The organism is Enterobacter cloacae complex sp. 402C9, from assembly GCF_050030745.1.
In the GTDB taxonomy this organism is placed as follows: Bacteria; Pseudomonadota; Gammaproteobacteria; order Enterobacterales; family Enterobacteriaceae; genus Enterobacter; species Enterobacter intestinihominis.
In genome coordinates this window covers 967,553-985,544 of the sequence record NZ_JBLGUW010000001.1, presented here as the reverse complement: position 1 = coordinate 985,544, position 17,992 = coordinate 967,553, and the positions used below count along the sequence as shown (strand labels likewise).

Genomic DNA, 17,992 nt, shown 5'->3' with positions numbered 1-17,992 from the left:
ATCCCTCCTCAGGGACGTAAGCAAGTTTGTCCATCAAATCATTTGGCAACGTTTAATTGCGGAAGGAATTATGCAGTTTCACTTCGAAAAGGTTCAATGAATGATTCCATTAAGTCCGTATTCAGACAAATAAGCTTATAAACCCAGGACAATATCAATCATTATGAATAAATATTATAAATTCAACTGATTGCAAACTACTTTAGTTGCTTCGACACATATAATAAAAAGCAATAAATCATTTATATTTATAATCCCAAACCAATATAGAAGCCTCACCAATATCACATACCACTCTGGACACCATAATAAGATTTATAATATATACAAAATACATGTAGCGTATATTAATCGATTTCGAAAATCTAAAAGACAACTTTAGTAAAACACCACTCTCCGCTTTCAGGTACACTAAGCCTCTTTGTTCCACAAACATCAGGCATACCATGACCGATTTAATTGCTCGTCCCCGTCGCCTGCGCAAGTCACCCGCACTGCGCGCCATGTTTGAAGAGACAACACTGACCTTAAACGATCTGGTGTTGCCGATTTTTGTTGAAGAAGAGATCGATGACTACAAAGCCATCGACGCGATGCCGGGCGTGATGCGCATTCCTGAAAAGCATCTGGCCCGCGAGATCGAACGCATTGCGAATGCGGGCATCCGCTCGGTGATGACGTTCGGTATCTCCCACCACACTGACGCAACCGGCAGTGATGCATGGAAAGAAGACGGCCTCGTGGCACGCATGTCGCGCATCTGCAAAGAGAGTGTGCCGGAGATGATCGTCATGTCAGATACCTGCTTCTGCGAATACACCTCTCATGGCCACTGCGGTGTGCTGTGCGATCACGGCGTGGACAACGATGCGACCCTGCTGAATCTGGGCAAGCAGGCGGTGGTTGCCGCCGCCGCGGGTGCGGATTTCATTGCACCTTCTGCGGCAATGGATGGTCAGGCTCAGGCTATTCGTCATGCGCTGGATGCGGCAGGCTTTACCGACACCGCCATCATGTCCTACTCCACCAAATTCGCCTCCTCCTTCTACGGCCCGTTCCGTGAAGCAGCGGGCACGGCGCTGAAAGGCGATCGTAAAACCTATCAGATGAACCCGCTGAACCGCCGCGAAGCGATTCGTGAATCTCTGCTCGATGAAGCACAGGGCGCAGACTGTCTGATGGTGAAACCGGCCGGCGCGTATCTGGATATCCTGCGCGACATTCGCGAACGCACCGATCTGCCTCTGGGCGCATACCAGGTGAGCGGCGAGTACGCGATGATCAAATTCGCCGCGCAGGCGGGTGCCATCGACGAAGAGAAAGTGATCCTCGAAAGCCTGGGGGCGATCAAACGCGCGGGCGCGGATCTGATTTTCAGCTACTTCGCGCTGGATCTGGCTGAGAAGAAAATTCTGCGTTAATCCGCTTTAGCGCCGGGTGGCTTCGCCATACCCGGCCTACTCTCTGCGTGAATCTTCACTAAACTGCAATACAACCGACATCTCCTCCTTCTACTGTCTGGGCAAGACGGCAGGAGGAGTGATCAATGTTTAGTCTCGACAGCGTTCTTGATGACCTTTGGCCTCAGGCGAGGCCCGCACCCTGGCAAAAAAGTCTGTTAAAAAGACTGCTCCACGAAGACGAATTTCAGCAGTTTGCCGCCAGCCACCGTCACCTGAAAGGGCTGGATATGGTAGAGCAGGTTCTGGAACACCTTGATATTCTCTGCACCATTTCCGCCCGAGACCTCGAACAAATCCCCGAACACGGCCCACTCATTGTGATAGCGAACCACCCGACGGGCACCCTGGATGGGCTGGCGCTACTGTATGCCGTTTCGCGCGTGCGCCGGGACGTCAAGGTTGTCACCAACCGGATGCTGTCTCACCTTGAGCCCCTCAGCTCGTTGTTTATCCCCGTGGACAATATGGGCGGCAGAACCGCAAAAGCATCTCTGGTGCAGATGGAGCAGCACCTGCAAAACGCCGGCGTGCTGATCTTCTTCCCGGCGGGCGAAGTCTCCCGCCCAACGCGTAAAGGCATCCGCGATAAAAAGTGGCATCCGGGCTTTATCAAGCTGGCCAGCAAACTACGGGTACCGCTGCTACCGGTACATATTCAGGCCCACAACAGCCTGCTGTTTTATGCCAGCACCCTGGTATCGCCGACGGTATCCCTGCTGCTGCTGATGCAACAGATGTTTCGCCGCCGCCACAGCCAGCTGCCGATCAAAATCGGCCAGCAGATTGCCTGGAATGATCGGTTTAGCTCTACCCTTTCATCGCGTGAGATGGCCGAGCAGTGCCGTCAGCACGTGATACGACTTGGCAAGGGATTGCCTGGCGTCTTTAAAACCCAGTGCGCCATTGCCCGCCCGGAAGACAGGGCCACGCTGAAGCGGGAGCTGGCGCAGGCCGAATGTCTGGGCAAAACCAGCGATGGTAAAACCATCTATTTGTGGCAGCGCAACGGGCAGGAAGAGGCGCCTCTGCTGCGCGAGCTGGGGCGACTGCGCGAGATTGCCTTTCGCGCCGTGGAGGAAGGCAGCGGAAAACGCCGGGATACCGACAGCTACGATGATGACTATCTGCACCTTATTCTGTGGGATGATGATGACCTCGAGATTGTCGGCGCGTACCGCTTTATGCCAACGGCCATGCAGGTGGAAAAGTGCGGCGTCGAGGGATTGTACAGTTACAGCCTGTTCCACTACGACGAAAAAATGCAGGACATACTGGAGCACGGCATTGAGCTGGGGCGCAGCTTTATACAGCCGCGCTACTGGGGACGTCGCGGTCTGGACTACCTGTGGTCAGGCATTGGCGCCTATCTGGCGCGCTATCCACATTACCGTTACCTGTTTGGTCCGGTGTCCATCTCCGGCGGCTTACCGCCTGCCGCCCGGGATCTGCTGGTCGCGTTTTATCGTCTCTGGTTTCCGGCCAGCCACCCGTTAGCCGCCTCGCGTCAACCCTACCCGGCGTCACTCCCGGACGTGCTGGCGCAATTTAGCGGGGTGGATTACGTGGATGACCTGACAAAGCTCAAATCCCTGCTCGGCAATCTGGGCTGCGGTATTCCGCCGCTTTATAAACAATATTCCGAGCTATGCGAGCCAGGCGGCGTGCAGTTTATCGATTTCGGCAGCGATCCGGCGTTCAATAACTGTATCGACGGGCTGGTGCTGGTGAATCTGTGTTATCTGAAGGCGAACCGCTATCAGCGGTATATAGAGGCGCACTTAATACCCTCACCCCTGCCCTCTCCCTAAAAGGGAGAGGGTGAAAACCGCACCGGTCAGCCCCCTCGCCCCTTTGGGGAGAGGGTTAGGGTGAGGGGCTCAAACCGCACGGTAGAACGGCTTATCCCCCAAAATCGTCGCCCGCTGCATAATCCTTCGCTGCGGCAGGTAATCCGCATTGGCGTAATGCTGTGTGACGCGGTTATCCCAGATCGTCAGATCGTTCTCCTGCCAGCGCCAGCGCACCTGAAACTCCGGCTTCGTGATATGCGCAAACAGGAAACTAAGCAGCGCCTCGCTCTCTTTTTCCGTTACGTCCACAATGCGCGAGGTAAACCCTTCGTTCACAAACAGCGCCTGCTTGCCGGTCACCGGATGGGTACGCACCACCGGGTGCAACAGCGGCGGATGTTTTGCGACCGCATCCAGCCAGCGCTGGTGCTCCTCTTCCGTTTTACGGTACTTATACTCCTGGAACGATTTTTTAAAATCATGCTCCGCCCGCAGGCCACTTAGCAAGGTCTGGAACGGCGCGGAGAGCGCCTCAAACGCCGCAATGCCGCTCGCCCACAGCGTATCGCCGCCGGTCTCTGGCAGTAGTTTTGCTGCCAGAATCGCCCCGGCTGGCGGTGTGTCGATAAAGGTAACATCCGTATGCCAGTTGTCATTATCGGGCGGGTTATCGTTATGAGTGTCCAGCACGATAATTTCCTCCACCCCTTCCGCATGCGGGTAGACCGGGTGGATATGCAGGTCGCCAAAACGCAGGGCCAGCGCGCGCTGCTGTTGCGGGGTGATGGCCTGATCGCGCAGGAACACCACCTGATGGCGCAGCACCGCGTGGTACAGCTGCTCAAACTGGTTATCGCTCAGCGGACGGGTTACGTCCAGGCCCGACACCTGCGCGCCAATGTACGGCCCCAGCGGGATAATCGTCAGACGTTCACTCATTGTATTTCTCCATGCCAGGGCGTCAGGCGACGCTGTAGCGTGCGCAGTCCCAGTTCTAATCCAAAGGCGATCGCGGCGATGACCCCGATCCCTGCCAGTACCACGTCAGTCGCCAGGAACTCTCCCGCCGACTGCACCATAAACCCAAGGCCGCGCGTGGCGGCAATCAGCTCTGCCGCCACCAGCGTTGACCAGCCCACCCCAAGGCCGATGCGCAACCCGGTCAATATCTCCGGCAGCGCACCTGGTAAAATGACGAACAGCAGTACCTGCGCGCGGCTGGCGCCGAGCGACTGCGCCGCACGTATGCGTACCTGCTGCGCACTCTTTACGCCAGCCAGAGCCGACATTGCTACCGGCGCAAAAATAGCCAGATATATCAGTAAGATCTTTGACGTCTCGCCGATGCCAAACCAGATCACCATCAGGGGCAGATAAGCCAGCGGCGGTACGGGACGGTAAAGCTCTATCAGCGGGTCGAGAATGCCGCGCACCGTCGGGCTCAGTCCCATCGCAATCCCCACCGGAACGCCAATAATGACCGCCGCCAGCAGCGCCACCAGAATACGCGTCAGACTGGCGCCTAAATGCTGCCAGAGGGTGGCATCCATAAAGCCCTGCGGTCCGGCGATGGCGATCAGTTTTTCCAGAACCTGGCCTGGCGGGGGCAGAAACAGCGGGCTGATCCACTGCTGCGCGGCAACCGCCCACCATACCGCCAGCAACACCACCAGCGTGCTGACGCTTAAGGTGAGCTGGCGAGAGAAAGGCCAGCGTAAGGCACGGCGCGTCCGCCGCGTTTTTTCACTGAAGACAATGCTCATGAGAACGCCTCCCGCTGTTCAAACACACGGCTCAGGATGTATTCCCGTTTTTCGATAAATAGCGGGTCTGATTTGATGCTGCGTACTGGCTCTCCCGCCACATAGCGCCGGGCAAACTCAAGCGGCAGACGCTCCAGCACGCGTCCCGGTCCCGGTGAGAGCAGCACCAGCTCCGTCGCCATAAACACGGCCTCTTCGATATCGTGGGTGATTAACAGCACCTGCTTGCCGGTTTCGTGCCACAGGCGCAGCAGCAGGGTTTGCATCTGCTCACGGGTAAAGGCATCCAGCGCCCCGAAAGGTTCGTCCAGCAACAGCAGCTGAGGGTTAGCCGCCAGCGCACGGGCAATCCCGACGCGCTGACGCTGCCCGCCTGAAAGCTGCCAGATAAAGCGTTTTTCAGCCCCCTCCAGCCCGACCTTTTTCAACATGTCGCGCGCCGTATTCAGACGCTGTTCACGCGCTACGCCGGCCAGTTGCAGACCAAACGCAACGTTTTCCTGCACGTTTCGCCACGGAAGTAGCCCTTCGTTCTGGAAGACCACGCCGCGCTCTGCGCCCGGCCCCGTTACCTGTTTTCCTTCGAGTTGGATCGTGCCGTGCTGATACGGTACAAACCCGGCGATCAGGTTCAGCAGCGTCGTTTTCCCGCAGCCGGACGGCCCCAGTACGACCAGCAGTTCACCGCTGTCCAGCGTCAGGTTGATCTCTTTCAGGGCGGGTTTGCCGCCGTAATCGGCAGACAGGTTGGTAATGTTCAGCATCGCAGCCCCCTTATTTCACAAAGCGGTCGGTCACGAACCGGCTGTAATCCGCTGCTACCGCAGGCACTTTGCCCTGCTCTTTCAGGAACGTCGCAGTGTCGACAATCGCTTTGCTCACCGGCCCGTTCAACTGCTGGACCTGCTGCGCAGGTGTCAGATAGGTGTTGCCTTTCACCAGCCCCGGCACGTCAGCTTCCGGCACGCCGCTCAGACGTGAGAGTTTCTCCAGGTTGGCGGGCTGTTTCAGCCATTCATCCGGGTTGCTGATGTAAGGCTGCTGGGCGTCGATGGCGCTTTTGGCGAAGGCTTTCACCACTTCAGGGTGTTTTTCGGCAAAGTCCTTACGAACGACCCAGACATCAAGTGTTGGCGCCCCCCATTGCCCCACTTTTTCGGAGTCGGTCAGCACGGTGCCGTCTTTTTCCAGCTCGTTGACGGCGGGCGCCCAGACGTATGCTCCGTCAATGTCGCCACGCTGCCAGGCGGCAATAATCGCTGGAGGTTGCAGGTTGATGATCTGCACCTGGCCCGGCTTAATGCCCCAGTGTTTCAGCGCTGCCAGCAGGCTGTAATGCGTGGTGGAGATAAACGGCACCGCGATGCGTTTGCCAATCAAATCTTCGGGTTTCGTGATGCTTTTCTTCACCACCAGCGCTTCGGAATTTCCGAGCTGCGATGCCAGCAGGAAGACTTCAATCGGCACCTGCTGGCTGGCGGCAACGGCCAGCGGGCTGGAACCCAGGTTGCCAATCTGCACGTCGCCCGAGGCTAACGCCCGCACAATTGCCGCGCCGCTGTCGAACTTGCGCCAGTCGACGTTCGCCCCGCTCGCTTTGGCGAAGGTGTTATCCGCCTGCGCGACTTTCGCCGGTTCCGCAGAAGTCTGATACGCCACGGTGACGTCCACCGCCTGCGCCTGAAATACCCACAGCGCCAGTGCACCAAGTAACGTGATTCGCGATGAAATTGCCATACCGTCTGCTCCCCTTGTTGTTATAAGGGCAGTATTTCCGGCGCGAGAATTTTGATAAAGGAATAAAAAAGAATCGCTAATGACGATTCGTTTTTAGAAAAAAAGCGGGAAAGGATAGTGAATTTTGTGCGGTTGTTTCGCCGGGTGGCGCTGCGCTTACCCGGCCTACGGTTCGTGCAATTTGTAGGCCGGGTAAGGCGCAGCCGCCGCCCGGCAAAGGCCTCAGCGCTGAACCGTCAGCGCAGCAATATCCTGCGGCGTGGTCCGACAGCAGCCGCCAATCAGCTTCGCGCCTGCTTCCAGCCACTGCGGTAAATACCCCGCCAGCGTCTCGCACGTTTCACCGTGGTGATGCCAGGTTTTACTCACCGCATCGTAATGCTCGCCGGAGTTCGGATAGACCACCAGGGGCAGCGACGTCAGGCTGTGCAGATGCGTCAGCGCCGCCGTGGTGTTTTCCAGCGCGATACAGTTAATCCCCAGCGCGACAACCTGCGGGTAGCTTTCCAGCGCAGAAACAACATCCCGCAGCGGCGTTCCGTCGCTCAGGTGCTCACTGTCACGCAGGGTAAATGAGAACCATGCCCGGGCGCGCGGATACGCCGTCAGCAACGCCGCCAGCGCCTTAATCTCAGTGAACGAAGGCAGCGTTTCACAGGCCAGGAGGTCCGCGCCCGCATCCAACAGCGCCTCTACACGCGGGCGGTGGAAGGCGGTAAATTCTTCAGCGCTACGCACATAATCGCCGCGATACTCGGAACCATCGGCCAGATACGCGCCGTAAGGGCCCACAGATCCCGCCACCAGCAGCGTGCCCGCCTGCGCATTCTCTGCCAGGTACGCTTCGCGCGCTTTGCGTGCCAGCTCTACGCTTTTGCCGATCAGCGTCCGGGATTGCGACTCGTCCAGCCCGCGAGCGGCAAAGCCTGCGGGTGTCGCCTGATAACTGGCGGTGATCGCCACCTGTGCCCCCGCGCGGTAGTAGTCGAGGTGTACGTCGCGGATCAGCTCCGGATTTTCCATCAGCACTTTGGCCGACCAGAGACTATCGGCAAGGTTACAACCGCGCGCTTCCAGCTCCGTTGCCATCGCCCCATCCAGCACGACAAACGGCTGTTTTTCAAGGAGGGCGGTAAGCGGATTATTCTGCGACATGTTCAGGCTCCTGCGTGGTCAGATTTCGGGTCAGGTAGTACGCACCATAACACAGGGCGACAAACGGAAGCCCGCAATAAAGGGCAATACGCTGGCTGGGGTCAAACCACAGGCCGACGCAGGCCACCAGACAGAGGATAAAGCCAAGTACGGGCACCAGCGGATACCATGGCGCGCGATACTGCAACGCGGATAGCGGCTGGCCGGACTGCACGTGACGGCGACGAAACACGAAGTGCGACGCGCAAATGCTAATCCACACCGCTACCACCGCAAAACCGGAAATGGCTGACAGGGCCACAAACACCGTATCCGGCGCGACCACGCTGGAGAACAACGCCAGCACGCCGCCCAGCATGGAAACAGAAAGCGCCGTCAGCGGCACGCCGTTTTTGTTGACGCGGGCAAAGCAGCGCGGCAGCGTTTTCTCGTTAGACAGAGACCACAGCATACGGCCAGAGGCGTACAGACCCGAGTTCGCCGCCGAGAGGATCGCCGTCAGGATCACGAAGTTAAAGATATCCGCCGCATACGGAATGCCGACCTTTTCAAACACCAGCACGAACGGACTTTTCTCCACGCCAGCCTGCTGCATCGGGATCAACGCCGCCAGCACAAACACGGTGCCAATAAAGAAGATGATGAGCCGGGCGATGGTGGTGCGAATAGCAACCGGAATAACCTTGTGTGGGTTTTCCGTTTCCCCTGCCGCGATGCCGATAAGCTCCGTTCCTGAGAAGGCAAAGTTGACCGCCACCATGGTCATCAGGATCGGCAGGCCACCGTGCGGGAACCAGCCTTCGGCGGTAATGTTGCTTAGTCCCGGCGCGGCAGAGCCGTCCGCCATCGGGATAAAGCCAAAGATGGCCGCGCCGCCGAGAATAATAAAGGCGACGATGGTGATAACCTTGACCAGCGAGAACCAGAATTCCCCTTCCGCGAAAAAGCGCGTGGAAATCACGTTAAGACCAAAAATCACAGCGCAAAAGACAACGCACCACGTCCAGACGGGAACCTGTGGGAACCAGTACTGCATGCAGAACCCGGCCGCGGTAAAGCTCGATCCCAGCGCCACTGTCCACGTAAGCCAGTAGAGCCACGCCACGGTATACCCCGTCGCCGGGCCGAGATAGCGGGCGGCATAGACGTGAAACGCGCCGGTTTCCGGCATCGCCACGGAAAGTTCGCCCAGACATTGCATGACCAGCCAGACCACCAGCGCACCGATAAGATATGCCAGCAGCGTGCCCGCCGCGCCGGTTGTCGAGATGATGTATCCGGTATTGAAGAATAACCCTGTGCCGATAACGCCACCCAGCGAGAGCATAATCAGGTGGCGGGTTTTCATGGTGCGCTTAAGTTGCCCGTTTTCTTGTTGTGTTTGCATGTTACCTTCTAAACGTATGGACATCTAAACATCCAAAGAGGGAGTGTTATACCGCGATTGTTAACAAAAAGCCACCCGGCGCGACTTCAGCGCAATTATTGGTAAATCCTTAAATCAGTTCTATAGTCGACACAGTTTCTTCTTCACCAGGACTCACTATGCGATTTAACGGACTGACCAAAGGTTTCTTTATTCTTATCCTGGCCCTTGTAACCTGGGCCTTCTTTGACGTGCTGTCTCCCTATTTCTCGGCGATTCTGTGGGCCGCGATCCTGACCATCATTTTCAACCCGGTGAAAAACAAACTGCGTACCGCGCTGGGCGATCGCAACGGGCTGGCTTCACTCCTCACACTCGGCATTATCTGCTTGATTGTGTTTATTCCGTTGATGGTGATCCTTTCCTCGCTCGCGGTGGAACTGAACATGGTTTACACCAGGCTGCAACAGAACAACACGCAGTTCCCGGAAGTCATCGCCGGTATCTTCAACCGCCTGCCGGACTGGGCCAGCGGCTTTCTGGCGGATCACAACCTGACCAACGCCGCGCAGATCCAGAAAAAACTCTCCGATGTCGCGTTACAGGGCGGGCAGTATCTGGCGGGCAGCGCGTTCCTGATTGGGAAAGGGACGTTCGGCTTTGCCATCAGCTTTGGCATTATGCTGTATCTGCTGTTTTTCTTGCTGAAAGACGGGCCGTACCTGGTGCGCCAGATCCTCGACTCGCTGCCGCTGTCTGACTTCGTCAAACAGCACCTGTTCGCTAAGTTTGTCGGCGTGTCGCGCGCCACGGTAAAAGGCACGGCGGTCGTGGCGGTGGTTCAGGGCACGCTCGGTGGTATCGCCTTTGCTATTGTCGGTATTGACGGCAGCGTATTGTGGGGCGCACTGATGGCATTTCTCTCCCTGGTGCCTGCCGTTGGGTCGGCCATCGTCTGGGTTCCCGCCGCCATCTTCCTGTTTGCCACTCACCAGCTGTGGCAGGGTCTGTTCATTGTGGGCTTCTTCGTCATTATCGTCGGGCTGGTGGACAACCTGTTGCGTCCGCTGCTGGTGGGCAAAGACACCAAAATGCCGGACTACCTGATACTGATTACCACGCTCGGCGGTATGGAGCTGTATGGCATTAACGGCTTTGTGATTGGGCCGCTGATTGCCGCTCTGTTTATCGCCTGCTGGAACCTCTTCTCCGGCCGCGACCACGCAGGCAACGCCGAGGAGCTGGACGCAGACTTTATCGAAGAGGGGAGAAATTCTCCGGATCTATAAAGAAAGGCGTTCTGTGAGGCGGCCCTGTGCCGCCTTTTTTTTCGCGATAAATCAGAGGTTTTCTATAATCTGAAATGAACGCTCTTTCACATTTGTCGTAGAAGGATCCAACAGGTGCGAATCGCCACGATCACGAACTGGGCTTATGGTGTCACGGTGTGCCTGACCATTGCCTCCGGCATCGTCATGCTGATGGCTTCCCACGCCGATAACATCGAACGTGAAGCCGTTAAACAACGCCAGGTCTTCGATCAGCTGACGGAGGAGATCGAGACAGACACCTGGATGCTCTCCGATCTGGCGCGGCTTTACGTCATCCAAAAAGAGCCCGAGGTGCTTGAGAAATATCAGGCGAAAGAAGCCGAGCTGAAGAATATCGAACACACGCTGCGACAGCTCAAAAATACGGGGGCATCGGGCGAAGAGCTGGCGCTGCTGTACGACGGACTGAAAATTGTAGACGATCTCCAGGATGAACAGCAGGCAGCCATTGACGGTATCGCCCGTGGCGAGGAACAGCAGGCCGTTTCGCTGCTGTTTGGTAAGAGCTATGAGCTGGAACTCGAACGGGCACACAACACTATCGAACGCTTTCGCATGCTGCTGGACAAGCGCATTATTGCCGACGTGCAGGCCGCAACCAAAACGTCCAAAACGCTTCGAACGGCCTCTGAGGTGATGGTCGGCCTGACCGCCCTGCTCTTCCTGTTTGTGATGGTTTTCATCCTCAAGCGCCGCGTACTCCGTCCGGTGGTGCGTCTGAGTGACGTAGTTCATCGTCTTGCATCGCAGGATTACGCCGTCGAAACGCCGAACTTTACCCAGGTTGATGAAATCGGTGATATGGCGCAGGCCATCCGCATCTTCCGTGAGAACGGGCTGGCAAGGCAGCGGCTGGAAAAAGAGCGCGATGCTGACTGGGCCATCCGCGAACTGCTGGCGCGAATGACCCAGCGGTTGCAGGGCTGTGAAAACTTTGCCGACGTGATGAATGTGGCGGAGCTGTTTGCACCCAATATTGCGCCGGGGGTTTCAGGGCGTCTGTATATTCTGGAACGCGAGCCGTGGCAGATGCGCTGTACGGCCGAATGGCTATCGCCAGAAGGGGATAAAAAGCCGTTCCATCCTGACGAATGCTGGGCCGTCCGGCGTGGTCAAAGCCATCCGCCAGTGAACGGCGAGCCGGATATCGGCTGTTATCATCTGCCCGAATCACAGGCGCAGCAATCGCTGTGCGTTCCCCTGATTGCTCAGGGCGAGGCGATTGGATTGCTCTCATTCCAGGATATCACGCCTGAAACCGCGCCGTCCCGCGCCTATCTGGAACTGATGGCCGAGGCGCTGGGACTGGCGCTGGCCAACCAGCGGCTGCGCGATGCGCTGCTGGAAAAAGCCCTGTTCGATCCCTTGACGGGGCTGCGTAACCGCCACCATCTGGAAGATACGTTACGTACTCAAATGAAGCAGGCCGTGCGTAACGAGAAGCCGGTAAGCTGCCTGATGATCGATATCGATCACTTCAAGAGCATTAATGACCGCTTTGGTCATGAGGCTGGCGATCTGGTGATCAAAAGCGTGGCAGCCATTATTCAACGGGCGGTACACGATAGCGGGCTGGCCTTCCGCTATGGGGGGGAAGAGTTTTTGGTGCTTCTTACCGGTGCAGATGAGGAAGCAGCGCACGCCGCTGCAACGGAGATCTACAACGGCGTGCATGCGCTTTCGCTGCGCTACGGGCTTTCGGAGATTGGCCCGGTGGATGTGTCGATCGGGATCGCCAGCTATCCGCAGCACGCCCAGAGCGATAATCTGCTGCGCGCGGCGGACGTCGCGTTGTACCGGGCGAAAGAGCTGGGCCGCTCGCGGATTGTCAGCTTTGGGATGCTGGAGGCGGGCTAAAGGGGTTATTCGAGCCTGAGGTTCAGGATCGCGCGATCGCCCAAAGCACCACCATACCCAGCGAATTACTCCGCTTTTCCACGTACAGGGTGCCATCGATTAAATAATATCCCTGAGGATAACAGATGCGGATCTCTCTCTTGAGTTCCGGCTCATAGACTTCCGCCCCCGAACAGCTATTTCTGCTGCCGGATTCATACCGGTAATGTTGGCTCCAGGCAGAGTATTCTCCGTTCAGTAGCCAGGCCGCGGTAAAGATGACGAAAATGGCAACCGGCAGGCTGAAGATGATGAGGCCGAGGTAAAGTTTGACAACGTCAACAAGGGTTTTGTCTTTAAACGCCCTCTTCGCGGCGAACATCACTATCGCCACCAGCGGCAGCAGCAATGTGACAGCCGCAAGATACTGTTCCCCCAGGGCCGTAAGAAATGTCACGCGATAAATCTCGATTGACCAGACAACAAAGCCAAATATCAACGCTAACCCGCCAACGATGAGTGGAATTAAAAAGGCATAGCTATCTTTTTTCATGATGGACGGTTCCTTGTCATGCGTCTGCGGTAAGAAGGTTAAGCATCGCTCGGGTGGCTGCCGACTGACGGCGTTTTTACATCCTGATTATGATGGATAACGTGGGGAGAGATAAAATATATAAACTAGTAGGATAACTAAATTATAATTCTTATACTTATGTTAAAACGTGGAGGCTGAAATGCGATTAATCCTAATGCTGTGCTGCTTTTTAGTGCAAAGCGTCACCCTGGCTGGTGAGTTGCCAAAACCTGCTGGTAAACCCATTTTAACGATTTACGGTAATATCGAGAACACGAATGAAAGTGGAAAAGCCGTGTTTGATATCGCCAGCCTTGAAAAACTCGGTATGGTGAGCTTCCAGACATCATCCCCCTGGTATAATGGCCGCACAAAGTTTGAGGGTGTTCCAATGAGCAAACTCATGGATTATATTGGCGCAAAGGGTAACGTGGTTAATGTTATAGCGCTTAATGATTACGCGACAGCCATCCCGCTCAGCGACTTTAAAAAATATAATGCCATACTCGCTTTGAAGGTTAATGGTGAATATATGCGCATCCGAGATAAAGGGCCGGCATTCATTGTATATCCCTACGACAGTCTTCCTGAATTAAATAATCAGATATATTATTCGCGATCGGCATGGCAGGTCAGCAAAATGAAGATTGAATAGCAGTTCAGGAGAACATAATGAACAGGATACTGGTTGGTATCATTTTTTCTCTTTTTATCACCACTGGATATATTGCTTTTCTTGTTTACGATCGACAGCAGGAGCTCCAAAAACTGACTCATTACACGGAGTCATGGTCTGTCGCCCAACTGGTATCCGAATATTACCGCTTTGAATCATGGCTTGGTCTGTACGCAACCGATTCCGATGACGTTACGATAGACCAGGTCCGGATGCGGCTGGAAATTATGCTAAGCCAGAATGATCTGTTTAAGGAGGGGGATTTAGGACATTACATTAAAAACGTTCAGGCACATCATGACCTCGCGTTAAGCCTTGATAAAATCCTTACGTATCTGGATGCTAACCTCGAAAAAATGAGCCATTCGGATGTAAAAACATACCTTCATACCATGCATTTGCTGGATGCTCCACTCAGTCAGCTTTCATCAAGCGCGTTAACGAAAGACATTAGCACGATTAACAGTAGCAACCATAAAATACAGATCCTGTATTATATTTACTCAGCCCTCTCTTTACTGCTGATCATTCTGAGTATTATCCTGGGTTTTTTAACGATCTATCAAAATAAAAACATCCTTAAAGCGCACAGGCAGGTTGAAAGTCTTGCAGAAGAACTCCAGTTATCCAAGGAGACCCTACAGATTCAGAATTCAAAACTAGAGTATGACGTTTACCATGATTCCCTCACTGGCATGAAAAACCGTCTGTACTTCTGGGATGAGCTCAGCAAACTCAATCTTGAGGCCGAAGAAAATCATGTTCCCGTTACGGTAATGTTATTTGATTTAGACCGATTCAAAGAGGTCAACGATACCTATGGTCATGATGCTGGCGATTTACTGTTACGTCAGGTATCCAGGCGATTGACCGCCATGAGCAATATTTCAGACAGATTTTACCGTTTAGGCGGAGACGAGTTTGCTTTTTTAGCCAGTGGGTTAAACGAAAGCGAAGCCGTTTTACGCGCTAGAGAAATCAGCGAGAATATCAGTAAACCCTATACGATTAATAACCAGCTCATAAAAATTGCCACCTGCGTGGGTATTGTTTTATCAGATAATGAACGACGTGCTGATTATCTTTATAAGTTCGCCGATCTGGCGCTCTATGAAGCCAAAAAGGCAGGCTCACAGCAGATTAAAGTTTTCCGTCAGCGAATGCTTCAGAAGTTGCAGGAGAGCAGAACGCTTGAAAATGATATGGCAAGGGCGATAGAAAACAATGAGTTTATTGTTTATTACCAGCCTATTGTGAATTCCGTCAGCAAGGAAATTTACGGCTATGAAGCGCTTATTCGCTGGATGCACCCCGTCAAGGGAATGCTTTCCCCGGATAGCTTTATTTTCGCCGCTGAAAAAACAGGCATGATCAACGAGATAGGTAAAACCGTACTTAAACTGGCCTGTAGGGAAGCGGTCTCCTGGGCTGTTCCGGCCAGGATCTCCGTAAACGTCTCGCCTGTTCAATTAGGCAGCAAATCATTTATTAATACGGTGCAGACCGTTCTGGCTGAGACCGGGCTCCCGGCTAACCGTCTTGAGTTAGAGGTCACGGAGTCATCCCTCTTTAGTGACAGAAATAACCCCATTGCGATTCTGAAAAAACTCCGCGCACTGGGCGTAAGAATTTCCATTGATGATTTTGGCACGGGTTATTCGTCGCTCTCCAGACTCAGCGAACTGAATTTTGATAAAATCAAGATCGATAAATCTTTTGTCAATCCGATATCTACACAAGAAGATGCGCTTAATATTGTGAAGCTTATTACCGGTATGGCTAAGAGCCTTAATATGGGCGTTATAGCCGAGGGCGTTGAGACCGAAGAGCAGCTTGAGCGGCTTCAGGCTCTGGGTTGCGAGCTTGTGCAAGGATATCTTTTCAGCAAACCACAGCCTCAGGTCGACAGCAAAATTAAGAGCGGCTAGGAATGATTCCCTCTCCTCAGCCCGATGCCAACCGTGATCACGTTTTTCACCCCTGGGTATTCACTTATAAAAATCAGGTGTTATCATTCACCCCGTAAATACCTTTCAACTCAACCCGAGGCTTTGATGCTGGAGAATGTAATCATCCGATAATCAGCTTACCGACCTTTCCAGGCCGGACTGATTATCAATGCGCCGAAATCGAATGCGGACACCGCTGTGTGTTTGCACGTTTTGCACATGATGATTAAACAGGTTTTCCAGTATGAATTTATCCCGTCAGGAACAACGTACCTTACACGTTCTCGCCAAAGGTGGCCGTATTGTGCACGTCCGCAATACCTCCGGCCGCGTCACCGCCGTTGAATGCTATAGCCGCGAAGGGCTACTGCTGGCTGACTGCACGCTCGCCGTTTTCAAAAAGCTCAAAACCAAAAAGCTGATCAAATCCGTTAACGGTCAGCCCTACCGCATTAACACTACCGGGCTGAATAACGTCCGCGCCCAGCCCGATAACCGTTAAGGAGAGGATGATGGATATCAGCACCCTTATTTCCTCATCCCGGCACATTCACCTGTCGGCGCAGGAAAGTAAAATTCCCTGGGACGAACCGGCCTTCAGCCAGCGCATGCTGGCGAAGCATTTGTCGCAGGAGCACGACTGGGCCAGCCGCAGGCAGGAGGTTATTGAGCAGCAGGTCGAATGGATCGCCAGCCAGTTACCACCTGGCGCATATATCCTCGATCTCGGCTGCGGCCCCGGCTTTTATACCCACCGCTTAGCGGAACGTGGATTTCACTGCACCGGCGTGGATTTCTCACCGGCATCCGTGAGCTGGGCCCGTCAGCAGGCGCAGAACACCGGATTGAATATCGATTATGTTCAGCAGGATGTCCGCGCATACTGGCCGGATAAATCGTTCAATTTCATCATGATGACATTCGGGGAACTGAATGTGTTTAGCACGGCGGATGCGCGCTCACTCGTCAGCCGCTGCGCGCTGTGGCTGGAGCCGGGTGGCAGGCTGCTCACTGAAGTACATACTTTCGACGAAGTTAAGCGTCAGGGAATGGCTGAACCGAGCTGGCAACGCTGTCCCGACGGGCTGTTTCTGGGCGTCCCTCACCTGCTGCTGACGGAACATGGCTGGGATGAAGAAGCACAGACCAGCTCAACGCAGTTCTGGGCCATAGAAGCAAACGGTCAAACCACCCGTTTCGGCAGCCAGATGACGGCCTGGCGCGATGATGAGTACGTCAGCCTGCTCGACAATGCCGGGTTTGCCCTGCTTCCTCCTCCTGAAAGCCACGACTGGCCAGTCAGCGAGACATTCGAAAGGAAGCTGTTTGTTCTGCTGGCTGAAAAAGCAAATATTTCAGAGAAACAGCCTCTTAATACTCAACGCAATAAAAGGAATTCCACATTGGATATCCCACGTATTTTTACCATCAGTGAAAGCGAGCACCGCATCCACAACCCGTTCACCGAAGAGAAGTACGCCACGCTGGGTCGCGTGCTGCGCATGAAGCCGGGCACCCGCATTCTTGACCTCGGCAGCGGCTCGGGCGAGATGTTGTGCACCTGGGCCCGGGATCACGCCATTACCGGTGTCGGTATCGATATGAGCCAGTTGTTCAGCGAGCAGGCCAGACGCCGCGCCGAAGAGCTCGGCGTCAGCAACCGGGTTCAGTTCATACATAACGACGCCGCCGGATACGTTACAGAAGAGAAATGCGATGTGGCAGCCTGTGTCGGTGCGACATGGATAGCCGGTGGGTTTGCCGGGACCGTCGAGCTGCTGGCACAAAGCCTGAAACCGGGCGGGATCATGCTTATCGGCGAACCCTACTGGCGTCAGCTACCTGCGACGGAAGAGATTGCCCAGGCCTGCGGCGTCAGCTCGACGACCGATTTCCTGACGCTGCCAGGGCTTGTCAACGCGTTCGATGAACTCGGCTACGACGTGGTGGAAATGGTACTGGCAGACCAGGAAGGCTGGGACCGGTATGAAGCCGCGAAATGGCTGACCATGCGCCGCTGGCTGGAAGCGAATCCTGACGACGGCTTCGCCGCCGAAGTCAGGGCCGAGCTATCACTCTCGCCGAAACGCCACGTAACTTACGCGCGGGAATACTTTGGCTGGGGCGTGTTCGCGCTAATTGCCAGGTAACAACAAGCCCGGTATTTCTGAATGGAGATACGGGGCTTAGCCTTTATTTTAATCTGAAGCATCACCTACACCATACATATACCGTATGTTTATTAATCAGGACATCACCATAAGGATCATCATATGTCACAACATGAACAGTTCTGTCAGTATTGCTTTCGACGGTAGCGGTCATCTGAACGCAATTGCCTGACATGTTGTA

General features: G+C 54.8%; 15 protein-coding genes. 8 read left to right on the top strand and 7 right to left on the bottom strand.

Annotation, left to right across the window (positions count from 1 at the left end):
• Positions 1-446 precede the first annotated feature (446 nt).
• Together hemB and ACQG1K_RS04670 are read left to right on the top strand one after the other, a co-directional pair.
• Complete coding sequence (gene hemB, locus ACQG1K_RS04675) at positions 447-1,421, top strand: porphobilinogen synthase (protein ID WP_426720926.1); 975 nt, start codon at positions 447-449, stop codon at positions 1,419-1,421.
• A 125-nt stretch (positions 1,422-1,546) separates the two neighbouring features.
• Positions 1,547-3,271, top strand: a complete 1,725-nt coding sequence (locus ACQG1K_RS04670; protein WP_426720928.1) for a lysophospholipid acyltransferase family protein — start codon at positions 1,547-1,549, stop codon at positions 3,269-3,271.
• A 69-nt stretch (positions 3,272-3,340) separates the two neighbouring features.
• Here the strand turns inward: ACQG1K_RS04670 and tauD are convergent, their stop codons facing one another.
• The 6 genes from tauD to mmuP form a co-directional block, all read right to left on the bottom strand.
• Positions 3,341-4,192 carry a taurine dioxygenase gene (gene tauD / locus ACQG1K_RS04665; RefSeq protein WP_426720929.1) on the bottom strand — a complete coding sequence of 284 codons (852 nt, stop codon included), beginning with the start codon at positions 4,190-4,192 and terminating at the stop codon, positions 3,341-3,343.
• Positions 4,189-5,016 carry a taurine ABC transporter permease TauC gene (tauC, locus tag ACQG1K_RS04660; RefSeq protein WP_046620593.1) on the bottom strand — a complete coding sequence of 276 codons (828 nt, stop codon included), beginning with the start codon at positions 5,014-5,016 and terminating at the stop codon, positions 4,189-4,191. The genes tauD and tauC overlap by 4 nt, the downstream gene beginning before the upstream one ends.
• Positions 5,013-5,780: a taurine ABC transporter ATP-binding subunit gene (tauB, locus tag ACQG1K_RS04655; RefSeq protein ID WP_046620594.1), complete on the bottom strand. Its 768-nt coding sequence runs from the start codon at positions 5,778-5,780 to the stop codon at positions 5,013-5,015. Before tauB ends, tauC begins: the two co-directional genes overlap by 4 nt.
• A 10-nt stretch (positions 5,781-5,790) precedes the next feature.
• A complete protein-coding gene (gene tauA, locus ACQG1K_RS04650; RefSeq protein ID WP_038415446.1) occupies positions 5,791-6,753 on the bottom strand; it encodes a taurine ABC transporter substrate-binding protein in 963 nt (320 codons plus the stop codon).
• Positions 6,754-6,975: 222 nt separating this feature from the next.
• On the bottom strand, positions 6,976-7,908 hold the full coding sequence (gene mmuM / locus ACQG1K_RS04645) for a homocysteine S-methyltransferase (protein ID WP_045308923.1): 933 nt from the start codon (positions 7,906-7,908) through the stop codon (positions 6,976-6,978).
• Positions 7,895-9,295: an S-methylmethionine permease gene (mmuP, locus tag ACQG1K_RS04640; protein WP_023305550.1), complete on the bottom strand. Its 1,401-nt coding sequence runs from the start codon at positions 9,293-9,295 to the stop codon at positions 7,895-7,897. The genes mmuM and mmuP overlap by 14 nt, the downstream gene beginning before the upstream one ends.
• Positions 9,296-9,453: 158 nt before the next feature.
• Between mmuP and ACQG1K_RS04635 the strand changes: the two genes are divergently transcribed.
• Complete coding sequence (locus tag ACQG1K_RS04635; RefSeq protein WP_022647190.1) at positions 9,454-10,563, top strand: AI-2E family transporter; 1,110 nt, start codon at positions 9,454-9,456, stop codon at positions 10,561-10,563.
• A 114-nt stretch (positions 10,564-10,677) separates the two neighbouring features.
• The gene (locus ACQG1K_RS04630) at positions 10,678-12,462 is read left to right on the top strand and encodes a diguanylate cyclase (protein WP_063149380.1); all 1,785 of its coding nucleotides are present in this window, start codon (positions 10,678-10,680) and stop codon (positions 12,460-12,462) included.
• A gap of 22 nt (positions 12,463-12,484) precedes the next feature.
• On the opposite strand, the gene ACQG1K_RS04625 is transcribed toward ACQG1K_RS04630, so the two are convergent.
• Positions 12,485-12,994 carry a hypothetical protein gene (locus ACQG1K_RS04625; RefSeq protein ID WP_063148326.1) on the bottom strand — a complete coding sequence of 170 codons (510 nt, stop codon included), beginning with the start codon at positions 12,992-12,994 and terminating at the stop codon, positions 12,485-12,487.
• 181 nt (positions 12,995-13,175) lie between these two features.
• Here ACQG1K_RS04625 and ACQG1K_RS04620 point away from each other — a divergent pair, with 181 nt between their 5' ends.
• The 4 genes from ACQG1K_RS04620 to ACQG1K_RS04605 all read left to right on the top strand — a co-directional run bounded on the left by ACQG1K_RS04620 (position 13,176) and on the right by ACQG1K_RS04605 (position 17,790).
• Positions 13,176-13,670, top strand: a complete 495-nt coding sequence (locus ACQG1K_RS04620) for a molybdopterin-dependent oxidoreductase (RefSeq protein WP_022647187.1) — start codon at positions 13,176-13,178, stop codon at positions 13,668-13,670.
• Positions 13,671-13,687: 17 nt separating this feature from the next.
• A complete protein-coding gene (locus ACQG1K_RS04615) occupies positions 13,688-15,619 on the top strand; it encodes a putative bifunctional diguanylate cyclase/phosphodiesterase (protein WP_063149379.1) in 1,932 nt (643 codons plus the stop codon).
• Between the two features lie 265 nt (positions 15,620-15,884).
• Positions 15,885-16,142: a YjhX family toxin gene (locus ACQG1K_RS04610; RefSeq protein ID WP_022647185.1), complete on the top strand. Its 258-nt coding sequence runs from the start codon at positions 15,885-15,887 to the stop codon at positions 16,140-16,142.
• A gap of 7 nt (positions 16,143-16,149) precedes the next feature.
• Complete coding sequence (locus ACQG1K_RS04605) at positions 16,150-17,790, top strand: class I SAM-dependent methyltransferase (RefSeq protein WP_154850562.1); 1,641 nt, start codon at positions 16,150-16,152, stop codon at positions 17,788-17,790.
• The last annotated feature ends 202 nt before the right edge of the window (positions 17,791-17,992 follow it).

Excerpts from the sequence above, each read along its gene's own strand:
- hemB (WP_426720926.1), top strand. The coding sequence starts at position 447 with ATGACCGATTTAATTGCTCGTCCCCGTCGCCTGCGCAAGTCACCCGCA.
- ACQG1K_RS04670 (WP_426720928.1), top strand. The coding sequence starts at position 1,547 with ATGTTTAGTCTCGACAGCGTTCTTGATGACCTTTGGCCTCAGGCGAGG.
- tauD (WP_426720929.1), bottom strand. The coding sequence starts at position 4,192 with ATGAGTGAACGTCTGACGATTATCCCGCTGGGGCCGTACATTGGCGCG.
- tauC (WP_046620593.1), bottom strand. The coding sequence starts at position 5,016 with ATGAGCATTGTCTTCAGTGAAAAAACGCGGCGGACGCGCCGTGCCTTA.
- tauB (WP_046620594.1), bottom strand. The coding sequence starts at position 5,780 with ATGCTGAACATTACCAACCTGTCTGCCGATTACGGCGGCAAACCCGCC.
- tauA (WP_038415446.1), bottom strand. The coding sequence starts at position 6,753 with ATGGCAATTTCATCGCGAATCACGTTACTTGGTGCACTGGCGCTGTGG.
- mmuM (WP_045308923.1), bottom strand. The coding sequence starts at position 7,908 with ATGTCGCAGAATAATCCGCTTACCGCCCTCCTTGAAAAACAGCCGTTT.
- mmuP (WP_023305550.1), bottom strand. The coding sequence starts at position 9,295 with ATGCAAACACAACAAGAAAACGGGCAACTTAAGCGCACCATGAAAACC.
- ACQG1K_RS04635 (WP_022647190.1), top strand. The coding sequence starts at position 9,454 with ATGCGATTTAACGGACTGACCAAAGGTTTCTTTATTCTTATCCTGGCC.
- ACQG1K_RS04625 (WP_063148326.1), bottom strand. The coding sequence starts at position 12,994 with ATGAAAAAAGATAGCTATGCCTTTTTAATTCCACTCATCGTTGGCGGG.
- ACQG1K_RS04620 (WP_022647187.1), top strand. The coding sequence starts at position 13,176 with ATGCGATTAATCCTAATGCTGTGCTGCTTTTTAGTGCAAAGCGTCACC.
- ACQG1K_RS04615 (WP_063149379.1), top strand. The coding sequence starts at position 13,688 with ATGAACAGGATACTGGTTGGTATCATTTTTTCTCTTTTTATCACCACT.
- ACQG1K_RS04610 (WP_022647185.1), top strand. The coding sequence starts at position 15,885 with ATGAATTTATCCCGTCAGGAACAACGTACCTTACACGTTCTCGCCAAA.
- ACQG1K_RS04605 (WP_154850562.1), top strand. The coding sequence starts at position 16,150 with ATGATGGATATCAGCACCCTTATTTCCTCATCCCGGCACATTCACCTG.